Consider the following 15,836-nt stretch of genomic DNA (forward strand, 5'->3'; position numbering starts at 1 on the left):
CCCGGTGCCCCCGAGCCCCACCCCGCCGCCCGGCCCCGGGCCGACGCCCACGCCCGGTCCGCTGCCCGGACCCGTCCCCGGCCCCGGGCCGACACCGGGACCGGGCCCCGGCGGGCCGGAGCCCGTACCGCCGCTGCCCGACCCGGAGCCCCCGAACCCGCCCCCGTTCCCGTAGGCCCCACGGCTCTCCGGAGTCAGGAGGCGCGGTCGGCGGCCAGGGCGGCCGCGAGGTCCGGGATCCCGAGGGCCCGCTCGTCCGCGGGCGTGGCCTGGTGGAGGCTGTTGCGCAGCTGGTAGGGATCCGCCCGCAGGTCGTAGTACTCGCGGAACCTCACCTGACCCGTACCGGTCACCGTGCCGGCGGCGTCGGTGTGCAGGTCGTAGTACTCCGTGTACTGGCGGTCCTTGGCGACGTAGGACGACCAGGTGTGCTTCGCGGCCGCCCCCGAGCCCTGCCTCCACCACTCGACGAGCAGGTGGTCCCGGGAGTGGGCACCGAGCAGGGAGTGCCCGTCGTGCGGTGTGTCCGGGGTGATCCCGGCCGCGTCCAGGACGGTGGGGGCGATGTCGATGTTCGCGACGATGCGGTCGTCGGTGGTGCCGCCGCCGAGTCCGCCGGCGGGCCAGGAGAGGTAGAACGGGACCTCGTGGGCGGGACGGTAGGGGACGGCCTTGCCGGTCAGGCCGTGATCGGCCCAGTTGAAGCCGTTGTCCCCGATGTAGATGACCAGCGTGTTGTCGAGCTGCCCCAGGGCTGCCAGCTTGTCGCGGAAGGCCTGCACGGCGTCGTCCACCGAGCGCAGGACGCGCAGCTGCTTGGCGCGCACCTGGCGGCCGTCCTCCAGCGTCTGGGTGGCGTCGCGGACATAGGCGGGCTTGTCGCTGCGGTCCGCCTCGGGGACGGAGGGGCGGCCGTCCCAGGCGGGCACCTCGGAGCCGGCGTACTTGGGCTCCGGCGTGAAGGGGCCGTGCGAGGCGTACGGGGTGACGTAGGCGAACCAGGGGCGGTCGTCGGTGCGGGATGCCTCGAGGAAGGCGAGGGTGCGGTTCTTGATGACGGTGGTCGTGTAGCCGGGGATGGTCCGCACGGTGCCGTTCACGTTGAACGTGCCGTCCGTGTACGAGGGTCGCAGGAGCGCGAAGTCCTCGAAGTGCGGAGGGTTGTCGGCGACGTCCCACGCGTTGAGGTACTTCCCGAACAGTCCCGTGCGGTATCCGGCCTGCTTCAGGTACCGCTGCAGGGTGGTGCGCTGGTCCAGGGAGTGGGAGGCGCTGTTGTTGCGCACGCCGTGGTTGTGGGCGAAGCGGCCGGAGAAGACCGAGGAGCGCGAGGGGGAGCACAGCGGGGTGGTCACATGTCCGTGGGTGAAGCGCACTCCCCGGCCGGCCAGCCAGGCGACGGTCCTGGGCGTGGCCCACTCGGTCTGCTTGGGCTGGTCGTCGGTGACGATCAGCAGCACGTTCGGCCGCGCGGCGGCGGCCCGGGCGGGGGCGGCGCCGAGGGCGGGCAGGGCGGCACCGGCGGCGACGGCCGCGGCGGTACCCAGGACTCCACGGCGACTGGGACCGGACGAACTAGACGTGCCCATGACAGTAGGGACCTTTCGTCTGTGTGCGGGGTCGGCGGGAAAGCGCCGAGAAGGACGCTACGAGGGGGCCCGCGCGTATTCCATGCACGCGATACGAAGGGTTCGTTGCCGCGATGTTGCCGCGCCTCCGCCGCGATGGTGCCGCCCATCCGCCGCGACGGACCCCGCCGGCGGCCTCCGCTCCCCGCTGACCGTCCCGCGCCGGCGAGCCCTCCGGCGGGCCGCCCCGCACCCACGCCCCCGGCCGGTCGTCCCCCGCCCCGTGCCGGTCTCCCGGCGCCGGAGGGGACCGGCCCTTCGGAGGGCTCGCGGTGTCGGGTGGGGCCGGCCCTTCGTACACCTCCGGGCGCCTGAAAGGGCCGCCCTTTCGAAGGGCTCGCGGCGCAGGAAGCGACCGCCCGTCGAAGGGCTCGTGGCGCCGGAAGGGACCGCCCCTTCGAAGGGCTCGTGGCGCCGGTAGGGACCGCCCCTTCGGAGGGCTCGCGGGAGAGGTCCGGGCGGCCCGTGCGGATGCCCGTATCGGTGGAACGACCGATGTGCGGTGAAGGTCCGTCCGGCGATGCTCCTCGGAGATCGTTCGCGGGTGCCGGTCGGGCGCCCGCCCTTCGAAAGGACCCTCTGTGGGCACGTATGCGGATCTGGTGTTCGTCGGTGGACGGGTGGTCACGGTCGACGCGGAATTCTCCGTGGCCGAGGCCCTGGCGGTGACGGGCGCGGTCATCAGCGCCGTCGGCACGCGCCAGGACGTCGCCCCGTTCGTCGGACCCGACACCCGCGTCGTCGACCTGGCGGGTGCCACGCTGCTCCCCGGCATCAACGACTCCCATCTGCACGGCTGCGCCTTCGGCATGTCCACCCCGCCGCTCTCCCTCGACCTGAGCCATCCGGCGGTCGCCTCCCTCGCGGACGTGGCCGCGTCGGTACGGGAGGCCGTGGGGCGTACGCCCGCCGGACAGTGGATCACCGGACACGGCTGGGACACCGGCTACCTCGACGAGTGCGTCGCCGACCCGTCCCGGCAGCCCTCGCGGGCCGATCTCGACGCCGTCAGCCCGGACCACCCCGTCGTCCTGTACTCCTTCTCCGGACACGCCACCTGGGTCAACTCCCAGGCCCTCGCGCTCATGGGCGTCGACCGCGACACCGTCGCCCCGCCCGGCGGCGCCATCGTCGCGGACGCCGAGGGCGAGCCGACCGGCCTGCTCCACGAGGGGGCGCAGGCCCTCGTCCAGAACGCGCTGCCGCCGCTCGGCCGGCGGGAACGGACCGAGGCGATCCGCTCGACCCTCGCCACGCTCGCCGGGCTCGGCATCACCAGCTACACCGAGCCGGGTCTCGGTCCCGGAGGCGACGGCATCATGCGCGGCGCGCTCGGCGCGGAAACCCTGGACGTCTACCGCCGACTGCTGGCCGACGGCGAACTGACCGCCCGCGTCGGCGTCCTGGTCCTGCCCACCGGCATGGCGAGCACCGCGGAGGAGTTCGCGCGGAACCTCGACGCCCTGGCCGGCACCACGGTCGGCGACGACCCCCGCCGCCTCGCCGTCCACGGCGTGAAGGTCTTCGCCGACGGCATCGTCCCCAACAAGACGGCCTGGATGCACGAGCCGTACGTCGGCGGCGGATGCGGCTCCCTCTGCGTCGGCGGCGACATCGACGACGAGCGGGTCGGCGAGATCCGGGCCATGGTCCGGCACGCCCACGCCGCAGGGCACCAGCTGGGCGTCCACGCCACCGGCGACCGGGCCATCGACACCGTCGCGGACGCGTTCGCCGAGGCCGCCGCCGCCCATCCGCGCGACGACGCCCGCCACTACGTCATCCACGGCGACTTCCTCACCGCCCACAGCATGAAGGTGCTCGCCGCGCACGGCTACGGCGTCAACATGAACCCCACCATCAAGTGGACCGTCGCCGACATGGAGGAGGACTTCGTCGGCGCCGGCCGCGCCGCCTACGCCTGGCCCTACCGCGACGCCATCGACGCCGGTGTCCGGGTCGCCAGCGGCTCCGACGCGCCCGTCACCCACCCGGACTGGCGCCAGGGCGTCGCCACCATGGTGCTGCGCGAGTCGAAGGCCGCCGGCCGGGTCAGCGGCCCGGAGCAGCGCATCGCGCTGGCCGAGGCCATCCGCACGTACACCATCGAGGCCGCCTGGCAGGACTTCGCCGACGACTGGAAGGGCTCCCTGGAGCCCGGCAAGGTCGCCGACCTGTGCGTCGTGGCCGGGGACCTGCTCGGCGCCGACCCGCACACCATCCCGGAGATGCCCGTCGTGCTCACCGTCATGGACGGGCGGATCGTGCACGACACCCTGCTCGATTGACGTACCCCGAGCGGATGATCATCCTGGAGGGATGGCAGCACAGCACGACACGGCGGACCTTCTGGACTCGGCCCTCCGCGTCCGGGAAGCCGCCAGGAGCGCCGCGGCCGGCGCCGCGAGCGCCGACACGGTCCTGACGGCCCTGGCCGAGGTGGTCCGGCACGACCACGCCTCCCTCACCCGGTGGGACCCGCGGCGGCGGCGCCACACCACGCTGGCCGGCAGCTATCCCGAGGACGCGACGGCGTACATCGAGACCCGGCTCCACCACGACCCGGTGTTCCCGGTGCTGCGCGGTCCGGCGCGGGGCGGGCTCTGGCTCGGGGACGTCCCGCGGGACCTGCTGGCCGCGTCACCGGGCTTCCAGGACGTGCTGTCCCCCCTCGGGATCGAGGACGGCGTGGCCCAGTGCCTGTTCGCCGCCGACGGGCGGTACGTGGGGATGCTGAACATCAGCGTCCGCGGGCGCCGCCGCACCCCAGCCCCGGCCCGCGCCGTCGTCACCCTCCTCACGGAGTCCCTCGCCGCGGCGGTGGCCTCCTGCGAGGCCGCGCCGCCTCCGGAGGGCGCCGTGCCCGCGCCCCGCGCGGAGGCGGCCCGGCCGGGCGGGCTCTCGCCTCGCGCTGAGACGGCCCGGCCCGGCGGGCTCTCGCCTCGGGAGCTGGAGGTGCTCGCCGAGCTGACGGCCGGCCGCACCAACCGGCAGATCGCCGAGCGCCTGTACATCACGCCCCGCACGGTGGGCACCCACGTCGAGCACATCCTCGCGAAGCTCGACGTCCCCAACCGTGCCGCCGCCGCCGCGAAGGCCGCCGCCTGGGGTCTCGCCCCCGCTGCCTGACCGCCCCACCCCCCCACCGCAGGGGCGGGTGGATGCGGCGGATACTGATCCACGGCCGACAGGCCGGGGGACGGGCCGGGGGACGGGCAGAGGGACGGGGCGGGGGAGCGCGGGCGATGGAATGGACGCTGGTGGCGGGCGTGACGGCCGGCCTGCTGATCTCGGTGGTGACCGCGCCCGTCGGGGTGTCGGGTGCCGTCTTCCTCCTCCCGGTCCACCTCAGCGTCTTCGGCGTGCCGAACCCCTCCATCACACCGACGAACCTGCTGTTCAACGTGGTGGCCGGCCCCGGCGCCCTCTGGCGCTACCGCCGCGACGGCGCCCTGCGCGGCCCGCTGGCCCGGCGCCTCGTCGCCGGCACGCTGCCCGGGGTGGTGGTCGGCGCCGTGATCCGCGTGTACGCCCTGCCGGGCCCGACGGTCTACCGCCTTCTGATCGCGGGACTCCTCCTGCCCCTGGGCGTCTGGCTCTGCGCCCGCACCCTCCTCCCGGCCCGCCGCCCCGGCCCGGCGGCCTCCCTGGCCGCGGAACCTTCCCCAGCCGGGGAGCCTTCACCGGTCGTGGAGCCTTCTCCGGCCCGGGAGCCTTCTCCGGTCGTGGAGCCTTCCCCGGCCGGGCTGACCGCGCTCGCCCTCGCCGTAGGGGTCGTCGGCGGCATCTACGGCATCGGCGGCGGCTCCCTCGTCGGTCCTGTGCTCGTGGCACGGGGACTGCCCGTGGCGCGGGTCGCGCCGGCCGCCCTCGCGACCACGTTCGTGACCTCCGTCGTCGGCGCGGCCACGTACGCCGTCCTGTCCCTCCTCGGCACCGGCGACATCGCCCCCGACTGGTGGCTCGGCCTGGCCTGCGGCCTCGGCGGCCTCGTCGGCGGCTACCTCGGCGCCCGCCTCCAGCCCCGCCTCCCGGAACGCGCCCTCCGGCTCCTCCTCGGCACGCTCGCCACGACGATCGGCGCCCTCTACGCCGCCCAGGCCCTCACCTGACGCGGAGGGAGAGGCCCGTCAGCCGACGGGCACCCCCAGCCGTTCCGCGACGGAGGTGAGCGCCTTGCCCAGAGGGAGCTCGACACGGGCCGCGGCGAGCCGGTCGCCCCGCGTCGGATCCCGGTTGACGATCACCACCGGCGTGCCGGCCTGCGCCGCCTGCCGCACGAAACGCAGCCCCGACATCACCGTCAGCGACGACCCCAGCACCAGCACCGAAGCCGCCTCCCGCACCAGCGCCCGGCAGTGCTCCACCCGCGCCGCCGGCACCGTCTCGCCGAAGAACACCACGTCCGGCTTGAGCACCCCGCCGCACACCACGCACGGCACCACGTGGAAATCCGCGACCTGCTCGTCCGTGAGGTCGGCGTCCCCGTCGGGGTTCAGCGCGGCGGGCACCGGATCGAACCCGGGATTGGCCTCCTCCAACCGCCGCGCCAGCTCCCGCCGCGCGCTGACGTCGCCGCAGCCCAGACACACCACCCGGTCGAGACTTCCGTGCAGCTCCACGACCCCGTCACTGCCGGCGGCCTGGTGCAGGCCGTCGACGTTCTGGGTGATCACCCCGCCGAGCAGCCCTTCCCTCCCGAAGGCGGCCACCGCCCGGTGTCCGTCGTTCGGCCGGGCCCGTCCGAACGTCCGCCAGCCCAGATGGCTGCGCGCCCAGTACCGCCGCCGGGCCGCGGCCCCGCCGGTGAAGTCCTGGTACGTCATCGGTGTGTGCCGGCTCAGGCTGCCGCCCTCGCCCCGGTAGTCGGGGATCCCCGACTCGGTCGAGATCCCCGCTCCGCTGAGCACCAGCACACCCCCCGCCCGCACCACGTCGACGACCGGCTCCAGGTCCGTCGTCCCCGGCGGGAGGTCCTCGGTCGGGGTCCAGCTCAAGGTAGGGCGCATACGCATGCCGCCAGCGTACGAAAGGACGCCCCGGTCACGCCGACCACAGCCGGACGACCGGGTGACCCGGTCGCCGGAACGCAGGGCGGCCGCGACGTCGGACAGTCGGGCGGCGGTGTCGGACAGCCGGGCCGCGAGGGCTGAGAGGGCCGCGAGATCGGACCGGCGGGCGGCGAGATGGACCGCCGGGCGGCGACGGGGTCAGGCGTCCCGCGCCTCGACGAGTCGGTCCAGTTCACGCATGGCCTCGGCGTGTGCGCTCATGCGCCGGCTCACGGTGCCGGTGGTGAGGAGGGCGACGCCGGCGATCGAGACGGGGAGGGAGAGTCCGAGGACGGCCAGGGCCTCGGGCCAGTCGCGCTCGTTCTGGCACCAGGAGTTCTGGCGCAGGCCCCGGTTGGCGGTGCTCTCGTCGGTCAGGAGGCGGGCCTCGCACTCGGCCGGGTACTTGTCGTCGGGCTTGCGGTCCACCTCGTACGACGTGAGCAGCAGCACCGCGCACCACGCCCACAGCAGTCCGGCCACGGCCAGCAGCCCGACGCCCCAGGCGCTCGTCCGCCGGGCCCTGTCGCGGAAGTCGAGGTCGAAGTCCTTGGATCGCATGGCGGACGAATCTAGCAGCGGTCCCCGCCGGTGATCCGGCGGCCCCCTGTCCTCCGCGCGCCCTCCGTTCACCGCCCCTATTGACAACGAGAGTGCGTGGATCACGACGGTTCAGGTGTTGGACCGGACGGGTGACGGGCCGCGAGGCTGGGGTCCCGCACCCCGCCCCGTACCCTCCTCTCCCGAACGAAACGAGGCACTTCCCGTGGACGACGTCTTCGAGACGCACTCCGGCGCCGTCCGGGGGTTCCGGGCCGCGGCCGACGTCGTCGCCGTGCTCGGCATCCCCTACGCGGCACCGCCGTTCGGCGCCCGCCGCTTCCGCGAACCGTTCCCGGCCGAGCCGTGGAGCGGGGTACGGGACGGCACGGCGTTCGGGCCGATCGCGCCGCAGTCGGCGGAGCTGCCCGGAGCCCCTGTCTGGTCGCCCGGCGACGAGGACGTCCTCACCGTCAACGTCTGGACCCCCGCGGACGGCGGCGACCGCCTTCCGGTGCTCGTCTGGCTGCACGGCGGCGCGTACACCTTCGGCTCCTCCGCCCAGCCCGACTTCGACGGCACGGCGCTCGCCCGGGCCGGGCTGGTGGTGGTGACCCTCAACCACCGCCTGGGCTTCGAGGGCTTCGGGCACGTGCCCGGCGCCCCCGACAACCGGGGCCTTCTCGATCAGGTCGCCGCCCTGCGCTGGACGCGGGAGAACATCGCCGCGTTCGGCGGCGACCCCGGCAACGTCACGCTCGCCGGCCAGTCGTCCGGAGCCGCGTCGGTGGCGTGCCTGATGGTCATGGACGGGGCCCGCGGCCTGTTCCGCCGGGCCGTCGCCCACAGTCCGGCCAGTGTCTTCCACACACCCGACATCGCCGCGTCGACCACCCGCGAGATCGCGGCGGCGGCGGGCTGCCCCGCCACGCCCGCCGGCCTCGCGTCGGCGGCCCCCGACGCCCTGGTCGCCGCCGCCGACCGGGTCGTCGAGGCGTACCGGAGCGATCCCGGTTCCGGCTCCCGCCACTACGACCCCTCCCTCTTCGCCCCCGTCCTCGGTGGCGTCACCCTGCCCGTCGACCCCCTCGCGGCACTGGCCTCCGGAGTCGCCCGGGACGTGGACCTGCTCGTCTGCCACACCACGGAGGAGTACTGGCTCCTCGACGCCGTCGGAAGCTGCGCCAAGCTCACCACCGGCGCCCGACTCGCCCGCTTCGCGGCCGACTTCGGCCTCCCGGAGGAACTGCTCGCCGGCTACCGCGCCGCGACGCCCCGTGCCCAGGTCCCCGACGTCCACCTCTCCGTCTTCGGCGACCTGCTCTTCACCGAGTTCGCCCACCGCCTCGCCGAGGCCCACGCCGGGGCCGGCGGCCGGGCACACTTGTCCCTCTTCGACCGCCGGCGCGAGGCGGCGGACGGTACGCATATCCGCGCCTGGCACTGCGCGGACATGCCCTTCGCCTGGGGGAACCTCGACGACCCCCGCCTGTCGTTCCTCATCGGCGGAGCCCCCACCCCCGAGGACCGTGAGCTGGCCCGGCGCATGGTCCGCGCCTGGGCGGACTTCGCCGCGACCGGTGACCCGGGCTGGGCACCGATGGGAAGCACCGCCGGAGAGACCGCCCGGATCTGGAGGCCCGAGGACCAGCCCCCGGTCTCCCGCCCGACCCCGCCCCGCGTCCTCTGGGCGGACGTCGCCATGCCCGTGCTCCGCCCCTGACGGTGACCTCTGCCCCGAAGCCGGCCCCGGACCCGGCATCGGCCCCGCCTTCGGCCCGGGCCGACGTCGAGGTCAGGCGGTCAGCGGCCCGCCGCGCGCCCCGCTCCCGCAGTCGCGTCGCGGGCCCCGCCACCGGCTCCACGCTGCCGTGGGCCCCGTACACGGACAAGACCACCCGCAAGCCGCACCCTCCGCCCGGCCTGCCCGATCCGACCTACCTGACCTGCGGGCACATACAGGTGTGCGATTGTCGGTCGCGCGTGATAGTCACTACACCCACGGGGTGGGACGATCATCAGCCGCCTCGTGCGCACACAGCAAGGGGTGGGGAGATGGCGGTGCTCCGGGAGTTGGGGAACACGCTGGGACGATGGACGGGGCGGCCCGTCGCGCGCGTCGAAGGGGACGCCCGCGACCCGGACGCGCGCCGTGTCCGCGAGGCCGCCGAGGCGGCGGACTGGGCGACCGTACGGGACGTGCTCGAAGCCCGGTCCGAGAGCGAGGACCGCACCGGCCTCCTCTGGGCCGTCGGCGACGTCGCCGGAGTCGAGCGGTGGATCGCCGACGTGATGGCGGCGGACCCCGAGGCGACACTGCCGCGCCTCGTCGCGGCCGTCCGGCACATCAGCTGGGCCTGGGAGGCCAGGACGGCCGCCCGCGCCAAGGACGTGTCCCGCGAGCAGTTCCGGATCTTCTTCGAGCGTCTGACCACGGCCGAGGCGTGGCTGTACGAGGTCGCCGAGCGGGAGCCCGGCTGGCTCTCGCCCTGGTACGGCCTCCAGATCACCGGCCGCGGCCTCCAGGTCGGACAGGACGTGGCACGGCGCCGCTTCGAGGCGAGCGTCCGCCGCGACCCGCACCACCTGGGCGCGCACCAGCAGCGCTTGCAGCAGGTCTGCGAGAAGTGGAGCGGCTCCCACGAGGAGATGCACGCCTTCGCCCGCGCCGCGGCCTTCGGCGCGCCCGGCGGGTCGCTGCTCGGCCAGCTCGTCGCCGTCGCGCACCTGGAGCACTGGCTCGCCCTCGACTCCGGCCCCGACGCCCGCTACATCCAGCGGCCCGAAGTGATCGCCTCGCTCAACGAGGCCGCCGACCACTCCTTCCGCCACCCGGACTTCGTCCAGGGAAGCGGTTGGCTCCCGGTCCTCAACACCTTCGCCATGGCGTTCTCGCTGGCCGGCGACACCGCCTCGGCCCGGGAGTGCTTCCGGGCCACGGAAGGACGGGTCACCGAGTTCCCCTGGTACTACCTCAACGGCTCCGACCCGGCCAAGGCGTACAAGGAGCACAGGGCCTACGCCGGACGCTGAGGAGCGGGACCGGGGCGAACGGCGGGACCGGGAGCGCCGCGCGGCGGACGCCGAGAGGCACCGCCGCCCCATGGGCAGAGCCCCGGAGCCTCGAAGCCCCGGACCTCCGCCCCTTCGGACTCCCAGCCCCTACGGCTCTCCAGCCGCACCGGGCGTCCGTGCCTCCAGTCGTCCGATCCGCCCGCCCGCCCGCGTACCGGTTCCGGCTCCGGCTTCAGCCCTCCCGGTCCGCCCGCCCCTCGTCCTCCCACCCCTCCCACCCGCCCCACCCCTCCCGTACGGATCCATCCCACCGCACCCCGTCCGCGCCGCACAGCGCGCGGGCGCGCACCGAAGGACTGCGCCAGGTGTCCCACCCCGAGACCTCCCCGACCGCCCACACCTTCCAGGTGGACCTCCGCGGCCTGGTCGACCTGCTCTCCCACCACCTCTACTCCAGCCCCCGCGTCTACTTGCGCGAACTGCTGCAGAACGCCGTCGACGCCATCACCGCCCGGCAGGCGCTCCACCCTGGCACGCCCGGCGCGATCACCGTGCGCACCGGGGAGACGCTGACCGTCACGGACACCGGCGTCGGCCTCACCGAAGCCGATGTGCACCGCTTCCTCGCCACCATCGGGCGCAGCTCCAAGCGGACCGCCGACGGCGCCCTCGACGGCGCCGGGCTCGCCGCCGAGCGCGGGGACTTCATCGGCCAGTTCGGCATCGGCCTGCTCGCCTGCTTCGTCGTCGCCGACGAGATCACCGTCCTGAGCCGGTCCGCCGCCGACCCGGCCGCCCCCACCGTCGAGTGGCGCGGCCACTCCGACGGCCGCTACACCATCCGCACCCTGCCCGCCGCGACGCTCCCCGAGCCCGGCACCACGGTCACGCTCGTGCCGCGCGCCGACAACGCCGAGTGGACCGCCCCCCGACAGGTCGTCTCCCTGGCCCGGCACTACGGCGGGCTCCTGCGCCATGAGGTCACCGTCGTCGACGCGCGCGGCGAGACCCACCGGATCAACGAGGCGCCGCCGTGGGAGCGGACGCACCGCTCCCCGCTCGCCAAGCGCGAGGCGTACACCGCGTACTGCCGCGACCTCTTCGACTTCACCCCGCTCGACTCCATCGAGCTGGACCTGCCGGCCGCCGGACTCCGCGGCGTCGCCTACGTCCTGCCGGCCGCCGTGAGCCCGGCGCAGCGCGCCGGACACCGCGTCCACCTCAAGGGCATGCTGCTCTCCGACAAGGCGCCCGAACTGCTCCCCGAATGGGCGTTCTTCGTCCGCTGCGTCATCGACACCACCAGCCTGCGGCCGACCGCGTCCCGCGAGGCGCTGTACGAGGACGGCACACTGTCCGCCGTACGGGACGCCCTCGGCGACCGCATCCGCGACTGGCTCACCGGGCTCGCCGCCAGCGACCCCGCCCTCCTCCACCGCTTCATCGACACCCACCACCTCGCGGTCAAGGCGCTCGCCCGCTACGACGACGAGCTGCTGCGGATCGTGCTGCCCTGGCTGCCGTTCGAGACCACCGACGGCAACGTCACCCTGGAGGAGTTCGCGCGGACCCACCCGACGCTCCTCGTGACGCGCAGCGTCGAGGAGTTCCGCCAAGTGGCGCCGATCGCCTCCGCCGCCGGACTCGGCGTCGTCAACGGCGGCTACACCTACGACCGCGACCTCGTGCACCGGCTCCCCGAGATCCGTCCCGGCACGTCCGTCACCGACCTCGACCCGGCCACCGTCACCGCCCACCTCGACGCCGTCGACCCCGGTGCCGAACTGCGCGCCGCCGCCTTCCTCGCGGTCGCCCGCGAGACCATCGGCGTCCACGACTGCGATGTCGTCCTGCGCGACTTCCAGCCCGTCACCGCACCCGCGCTGCTCCTCGACAACCGCGACGCCCGGCACGAGCGCACCCGGTCCGGCCTGGCCGCGGACAGCGACGGCCTGTGGGCCGACATCCTCGGCTCGCTCCGCGACGAGACCCCGCGCGCCCAGCTCGTGCTCAACCACCTCAACCCGCTGGTCCGCCAGGCCCTCACCATCGGCGAACGCGGCCTCGCCGTCACCACCGCCGAGGCCCTGTACGGGCAGGCGCTGCTGCTCAGCCGCCGCCCGCTGCGCGCGAGTGAGAGCGCCCTGCTCAACCGGGCCTTCATCGGCCTGCTCACCCACGCCATGCACCACCCCGGCGACGCCGCCCCCGGCTTCGAGCCCCGGAAGGAACTGTAGATGCTGGACACCCCCGAGGCCGTCGTCGAAGCTCTCCGCGAGAACCACGAACGCCCCCACGGACTGGCGCGCACCATCACCGCCGAGGAACTCGTCGAGGCCGCCGAGGCCTTCGAGAAGAGCGACGTGCTCGTCACGGCGCTCCTCGAACTCATGACGGCGTACGAGTTCACCGGCGAGCAGCGCAAGTCGCCCGTCGCCTTCGCCCGCGTCCTCAAGCTGTGGGACTCCGACCCCGACTCCTTCAGCCCCTACGAGGCCCACCAGGTCTTCTGGCGCTTCAAGTGGGTGACCACCTCCCTCCTCCAGGTCCCCGAGATGCCGCTGGCGACCATCGGCGGCTGGATCGACCAGATGCGCAGCCGGTACGAGTCCGCCGACCACGGCGTCCAGCCCGTGGCCGCCATGCGCTACCACCTCGCCCACCACACCGGCACCGGCGTCGCCGACGCGTACGACCTGTGGGCCACCAGGCCCCGCACCGACCTCAGCGACTGCGAGGCGTGCGAGACCCGGCACCACGCCTGGCACCACGTCACCACCGGCGACGACCAGCGCGCCCTCGACACCTGGCGGCCCGTCCTCGACGGCGAGCAGGCGTGCAGCGAGGAACCCCAGATGAGCCAGGCGCGCGCCCTGCTGCCGCTGCTGCGCACCGGCCGCACCGACGAGGCGCGCTCCCACCACCTCACCGGCTACCGCAAGGTGCGCGGCAGCACCGGCATGCAGGCCGAGGTCGGCCTCCACCTGGAGTTCTGCGCCCTCTCCCGCAACGAGGGCCGAGGCCTGGAGATCCTCGCGGAGAACCGGCCCCTCTTCGAGGCGACGGGCGCCCCGCTCGACCGCCTCGGCTTCCTCACCGGCGCCGAGGTGCTGCTCGCCCGGCTCGTCGGGGACGGCCACGACGACACGGCCGTCGCCGGCCCGCCCGGCCGCGAGTGGACCGCCGGCGAACTCCTCGCCCACGTCCGCGCCGAGGCCGAACCCCTCGCCGCCGCCTTCGACGCCCGCAACGGCACCGGCGCGGTCGGCGACCGGCGCCGCGCCCGCCTCGCCACCGGCCCTCTCCTCGACGAGCCGCTGCCGCTCGGCCTGCGCGCGGCCGCCGCCGTCCGGACCACGTCCCCGGTGCCCGTCGCGGTCACCCCCGCCACCGCCCGGATCACGGTCCCCGACGACTTCGCCGAGCTCGTCCGCGAGGCCCGTCGCATGTCCCGCGACGGGCACCCCGGCGACGCCCGGCTCTGGACGCGGATCGGCGAACGCCTCGCCGAGGCCACCGGCCCGTACGACACCACCCTCGGTCCCGAGGACCTGCTCCGCGCCGAACTGGCCGAGCACGAGGCCCAGCGGCTCTGGATCGACGACCGCCACGCGGCCGGCGCCGCCGCGCTCGCCACGGCCGTCGCGCACTTCGAGCGCCTGGACATGCCCTGGCACGCCCTCTCCGCCAGGGCCCGCTCGCTCGCCTGGACGGCGCCCCCCGGCGCCCGCGACGAGGCGCCGGGACCGGACCGTGACACGACCCGCACCGCCCTCGACGAGGTGCTGGGCGCGGCCGAGAAGCTGCTCGCGGAGACGCCCTTCGACGGGCGGCCGCTGGGCGAGGCGGAGGCCGCGTTCGGCACCGACCTGCACGCCGAGCGCGCCCTGGCGTACCTCGCCGTCCGCTACTCGGCGGCGTACTCCGCGTACCAGGAGCTGCTCGACGCCCTGGCCCGGGCCGCCGGCCACGACGACGGGGCGGAGAGCGAGCCGGACGGCGACGGGGTCGGGAGAGCGCCGGACGGCGACGTGCCGGTGCGCGAGCCGGCCGCCGACGGGGCCGGCCCGGCGGTCGACGGCGCCGCAGCCGATGGCGTCGGGGCGGGGTCTGCGCCCGACGCTGTGGGGGCGGGTGCTCCGGCTGCGGGGGCTGCGCCCGACGCCGCCGGGGCGGGTGCTCCGGCGGACGGCGTCGAGGCGGCGACGGAGCGGTTCGACCGGGCCGTCGACACCCTCCGCGCGGAGGCGACGCGACTCGGCTATCCGCACCAGAGCGCCAACGCGCGCCAGTTCGTCGCGGACATGGCCGGCCGGCGCGGCGACCTCGCCGACGCCGAGCGGGAACTCCGCGCCGCCCTCCAGGACCTGGAGGCCGCCGGGCGGCCCTGGCGCAGGCCGCGCCCGTCCGCCCTCCTCGCGCAGGTCCTGCTCGCCCAGGACCAGCAGCAGGAGGCGGTGGACCTCCTCCACTCGGCGCTCGCGGACGCCGTCACGTACGACGACACCTCCTTCGCGCTCGCCCCGACCCACATGCTCCTCGGCCACGCCTCCTCGCACCTCGGCGACTTCGGCGCCGCCGTCCGCCACCTCTCCGAGGCCGCGGCCCGCTTCGACCAGGCGGGGGACCCGGGCGAGGCCACCGCGGCGCGCCTCCAGCTCGCCGAGGTCCTGGCCCGGTCGGGGCAGCAGGCAGACGCGGTCGCCGTGCTGGAGTCCGTCCTCGCCGACGACGCCTCCTCCGGCATCGGCGAACGGGCCCTCGCCCAGGCCCGGCTGACCTTCGGACGCGGCCTGCGCGAGCTGGAGGAGTACCTGCCGGCCGCCGAGGAACTGCTCCGCCTCGCGGACACGGTCGCCGGCTGGCCGGAGGAGGACCGCGGCGGGGTCCTCACCCTGGTGGCGGCCGAGGCGGCGACCACGCTCGCCCTCGCGGACCGCTGGGACGCGGCGGACGTGGCGTACGAGCGGGCCGTCGCGGCCCACGCCGAGGCGCCGAACCCGCCGATCGTCATCCTGATGATGCGGGAGTTCGCCCGGCTCACCATGCGGAGCCGAGAGGAGGAGGGCGTCGACACCGCCCTGGCGCACCTGGCCCGCGCCGACGCGGTGCTCGCCGCCCTGCCGCCGGGCGAGGAGGGCTTCGCCGTCTGGTACGAGCGGGGCGAGATCCACTACCGCCGCGCCCGCGTGCTGGCCGAGGCGGGCCGCTTCGAGGAGGCACTGCCGGAGGCCGAGGCGGCGATCGCGTCGCACGACGAGGGCGGCGAGCGGGGCGAACTCGCGCGCGCCGAGGCCGTCCGCGTCGCGGCCCTCATCGAGGGCAACGGCCTGGAGCGCACCCACGAGGCCATCGCCCGCCTCACCACCGCGGCGGCCCGCTGCCGCAACTCCGGGCACCCGGAGGCGTCGCACGTCCTCGACGCCCTCCGCCAGGAGTTCCTCTCCCGCTGACCGGCGACGCGGCACCCCGCCGCACCGCCCGCTCCCCGCGGGCCCGGGGGGGGGCGGGCGGGGGGGGGGGCCCCCCCCCCCGGGGGGGGGCCCCCCCCCGCGGGGGGGGGGGGGGGGGGCGGGGGGGGGGGGGGGGCGCCCCCCCCGGT

10 protein-coding genes are annotated in these 15,836 nt (G+C 75.3%); 7 read left to right on the forward strand and 3 right to left on the reverse strand.

Annotated features, from left to right (window positions below; all coding sequences use genetic code 11):
* Positions 1–194: 194 nt before the first annotated feature.
* Positions 195–1,589 (reverse strand): sulfatase, encoded by a 1,395-nt coding sequence (locus ACF1BN_RS07440; RefSeq protein WP_392330623.1) that lies wholly within the window; start codon positions 1,587–1,589, stop codon positions 195–197.
* Positions 1,590–2,209: 620 nt separating this feature from the next.
* Here ACF1BN_RS07440 and ACF1BN_RS07445 point away from each other — a divergent pair.
* The 3 genes from ACF1BN_RS07445 (at position 2,210) to ACF1BN_RS07455 (ending at position 5,740) form a co-directional block, all read left to right on the forward strand.
* Positions 2,210–3,916, forward strand: coding sequence for an amidohydrolase (locus ACF1BN_RS07445; RefSeq protein ID WP_392330624.1), 1,707 nt, complete (start codon positions 2,210–2,212; stop codon positions 3,914–3,916).
* 31 nt (positions 3,917–3,947) lie between these two features.
* Positions 3,948–4,757 carry a response regulator transcription factor gene (locus ACF1BN_RS07450; RefSeq protein ID WP_392330625.1) on the forward strand — a complete coding sequence of 270 codons (810 nt, stop codon included), beginning with the start codon at positions 3,948–3,950 and terminating at the stop codon, positions 4,755–4,757.
* A gap of 116 nt (positions 4,758–4,873) precedes the next feature.
* Positions 4,874–5,740, forward strand: a complete 867-nt coding sequence (locus ACF1BN_RS07455) for a TSUP family transporter (RefSeq protein ID WP_392330626.1) — start codon at positions 4,874–4,876, stop codon at positions 5,738–5,740.
* Between the two features lie 18 nt (positions 5,741–5,758).
* Here the strand turns inward: ACF1BN_RS07455 and ACF1BN_RS07460 are convergent, their stop codons facing one another.
* A complete protein-coding gene (locus tag ACF1BN_RS07460) occupies positions 5,759–6,643 on the reverse strand; it encodes an NAD-dependent protein deacetylase (protein WP_392330627.1) in 885 nt (294 codons plus the stop codon).
* Between the two features lie 195 nt (positions 6,644–6,838).
* Entirely contained in the window at positions 6,839–7,240 is a 402-nt protein-coding gene (locus ACF1BN_RS07465) for a hypothetical protein (RefSeq protein ID WP_392330628.1), read from the reverse strand.
* A gap of 205 nt (positions 7,241–7,445) precedes the next feature.
* Between ACF1BN_RS07465 and ACF1BN_RS07470 the strand changes: the two genes are divergently transcribed.
* The 4 genes from ACF1BN_RS07470 to ACF1BN_RS07485 all read left to right on the forward strand — a co-directional run bounded on the left by ACF1BN_RS07470 (position 7,446) and on the right by ACF1BN_RS07485 (position 15,687).
* The gene (locus tag ACF1BN_RS07470; RefSeq protein WP_392330629.1) at positions 7,446–8,942 is read left to right on the forward strand and encodes a carboxylesterase/lipase family protein; all 1,497 of its coding nucleotides are present in this window, start codon (positions 7,446–7,448) and stop codon (positions 8,940–8,942) included.
* 332 nt (positions 8,943–9,274) lie between these two features.
* The gene (locus ACF1BN_RS07475; RefSeq protein WP_392330630.1) at positions 9,275–10,252 is read left to right on the forward strand and encodes a hypothetical protein; all 978 of its coding nucleotides are present in this window, start codon (positions 9,275–9,277) and stop codon (positions 10,250–10,252) included.
* Positions 10,253–10,599: 347 nt separating this feature from the next.
* Positions 10,600–12,471, forward strand: coding sequence for an HSP90 family protein (locus ACF1BN_RS07480; protein ID WP_392330631.1), 1,872 nt, complete (start codon positions 10,600–10,602; stop codon positions 12,469–12,471).
* Positions 12,472–15,687, forward strand: coding sequence for a hypothetical protein (locus ACF1BN_RS07485; RefSeq protein WP_392330632.1), 3,216 nt, complete (start codon positions 12,472–12,474; stop codon positions 15,685–15,687).
* The last annotated feature ends 149 nt before the right edge of the window (positions 15,688–15,836 follow it).

It is taken from the genome of Streptomyces sp. NPDC014861 (assembly GCF_043081625.1).
In the GTDB taxonomy this organism is placed as follows: domain Bacteria; phylum Actinomycetota; class Actinomycetes; order Streptomycetales; family Streptomycetaceae; genus Streptomyces.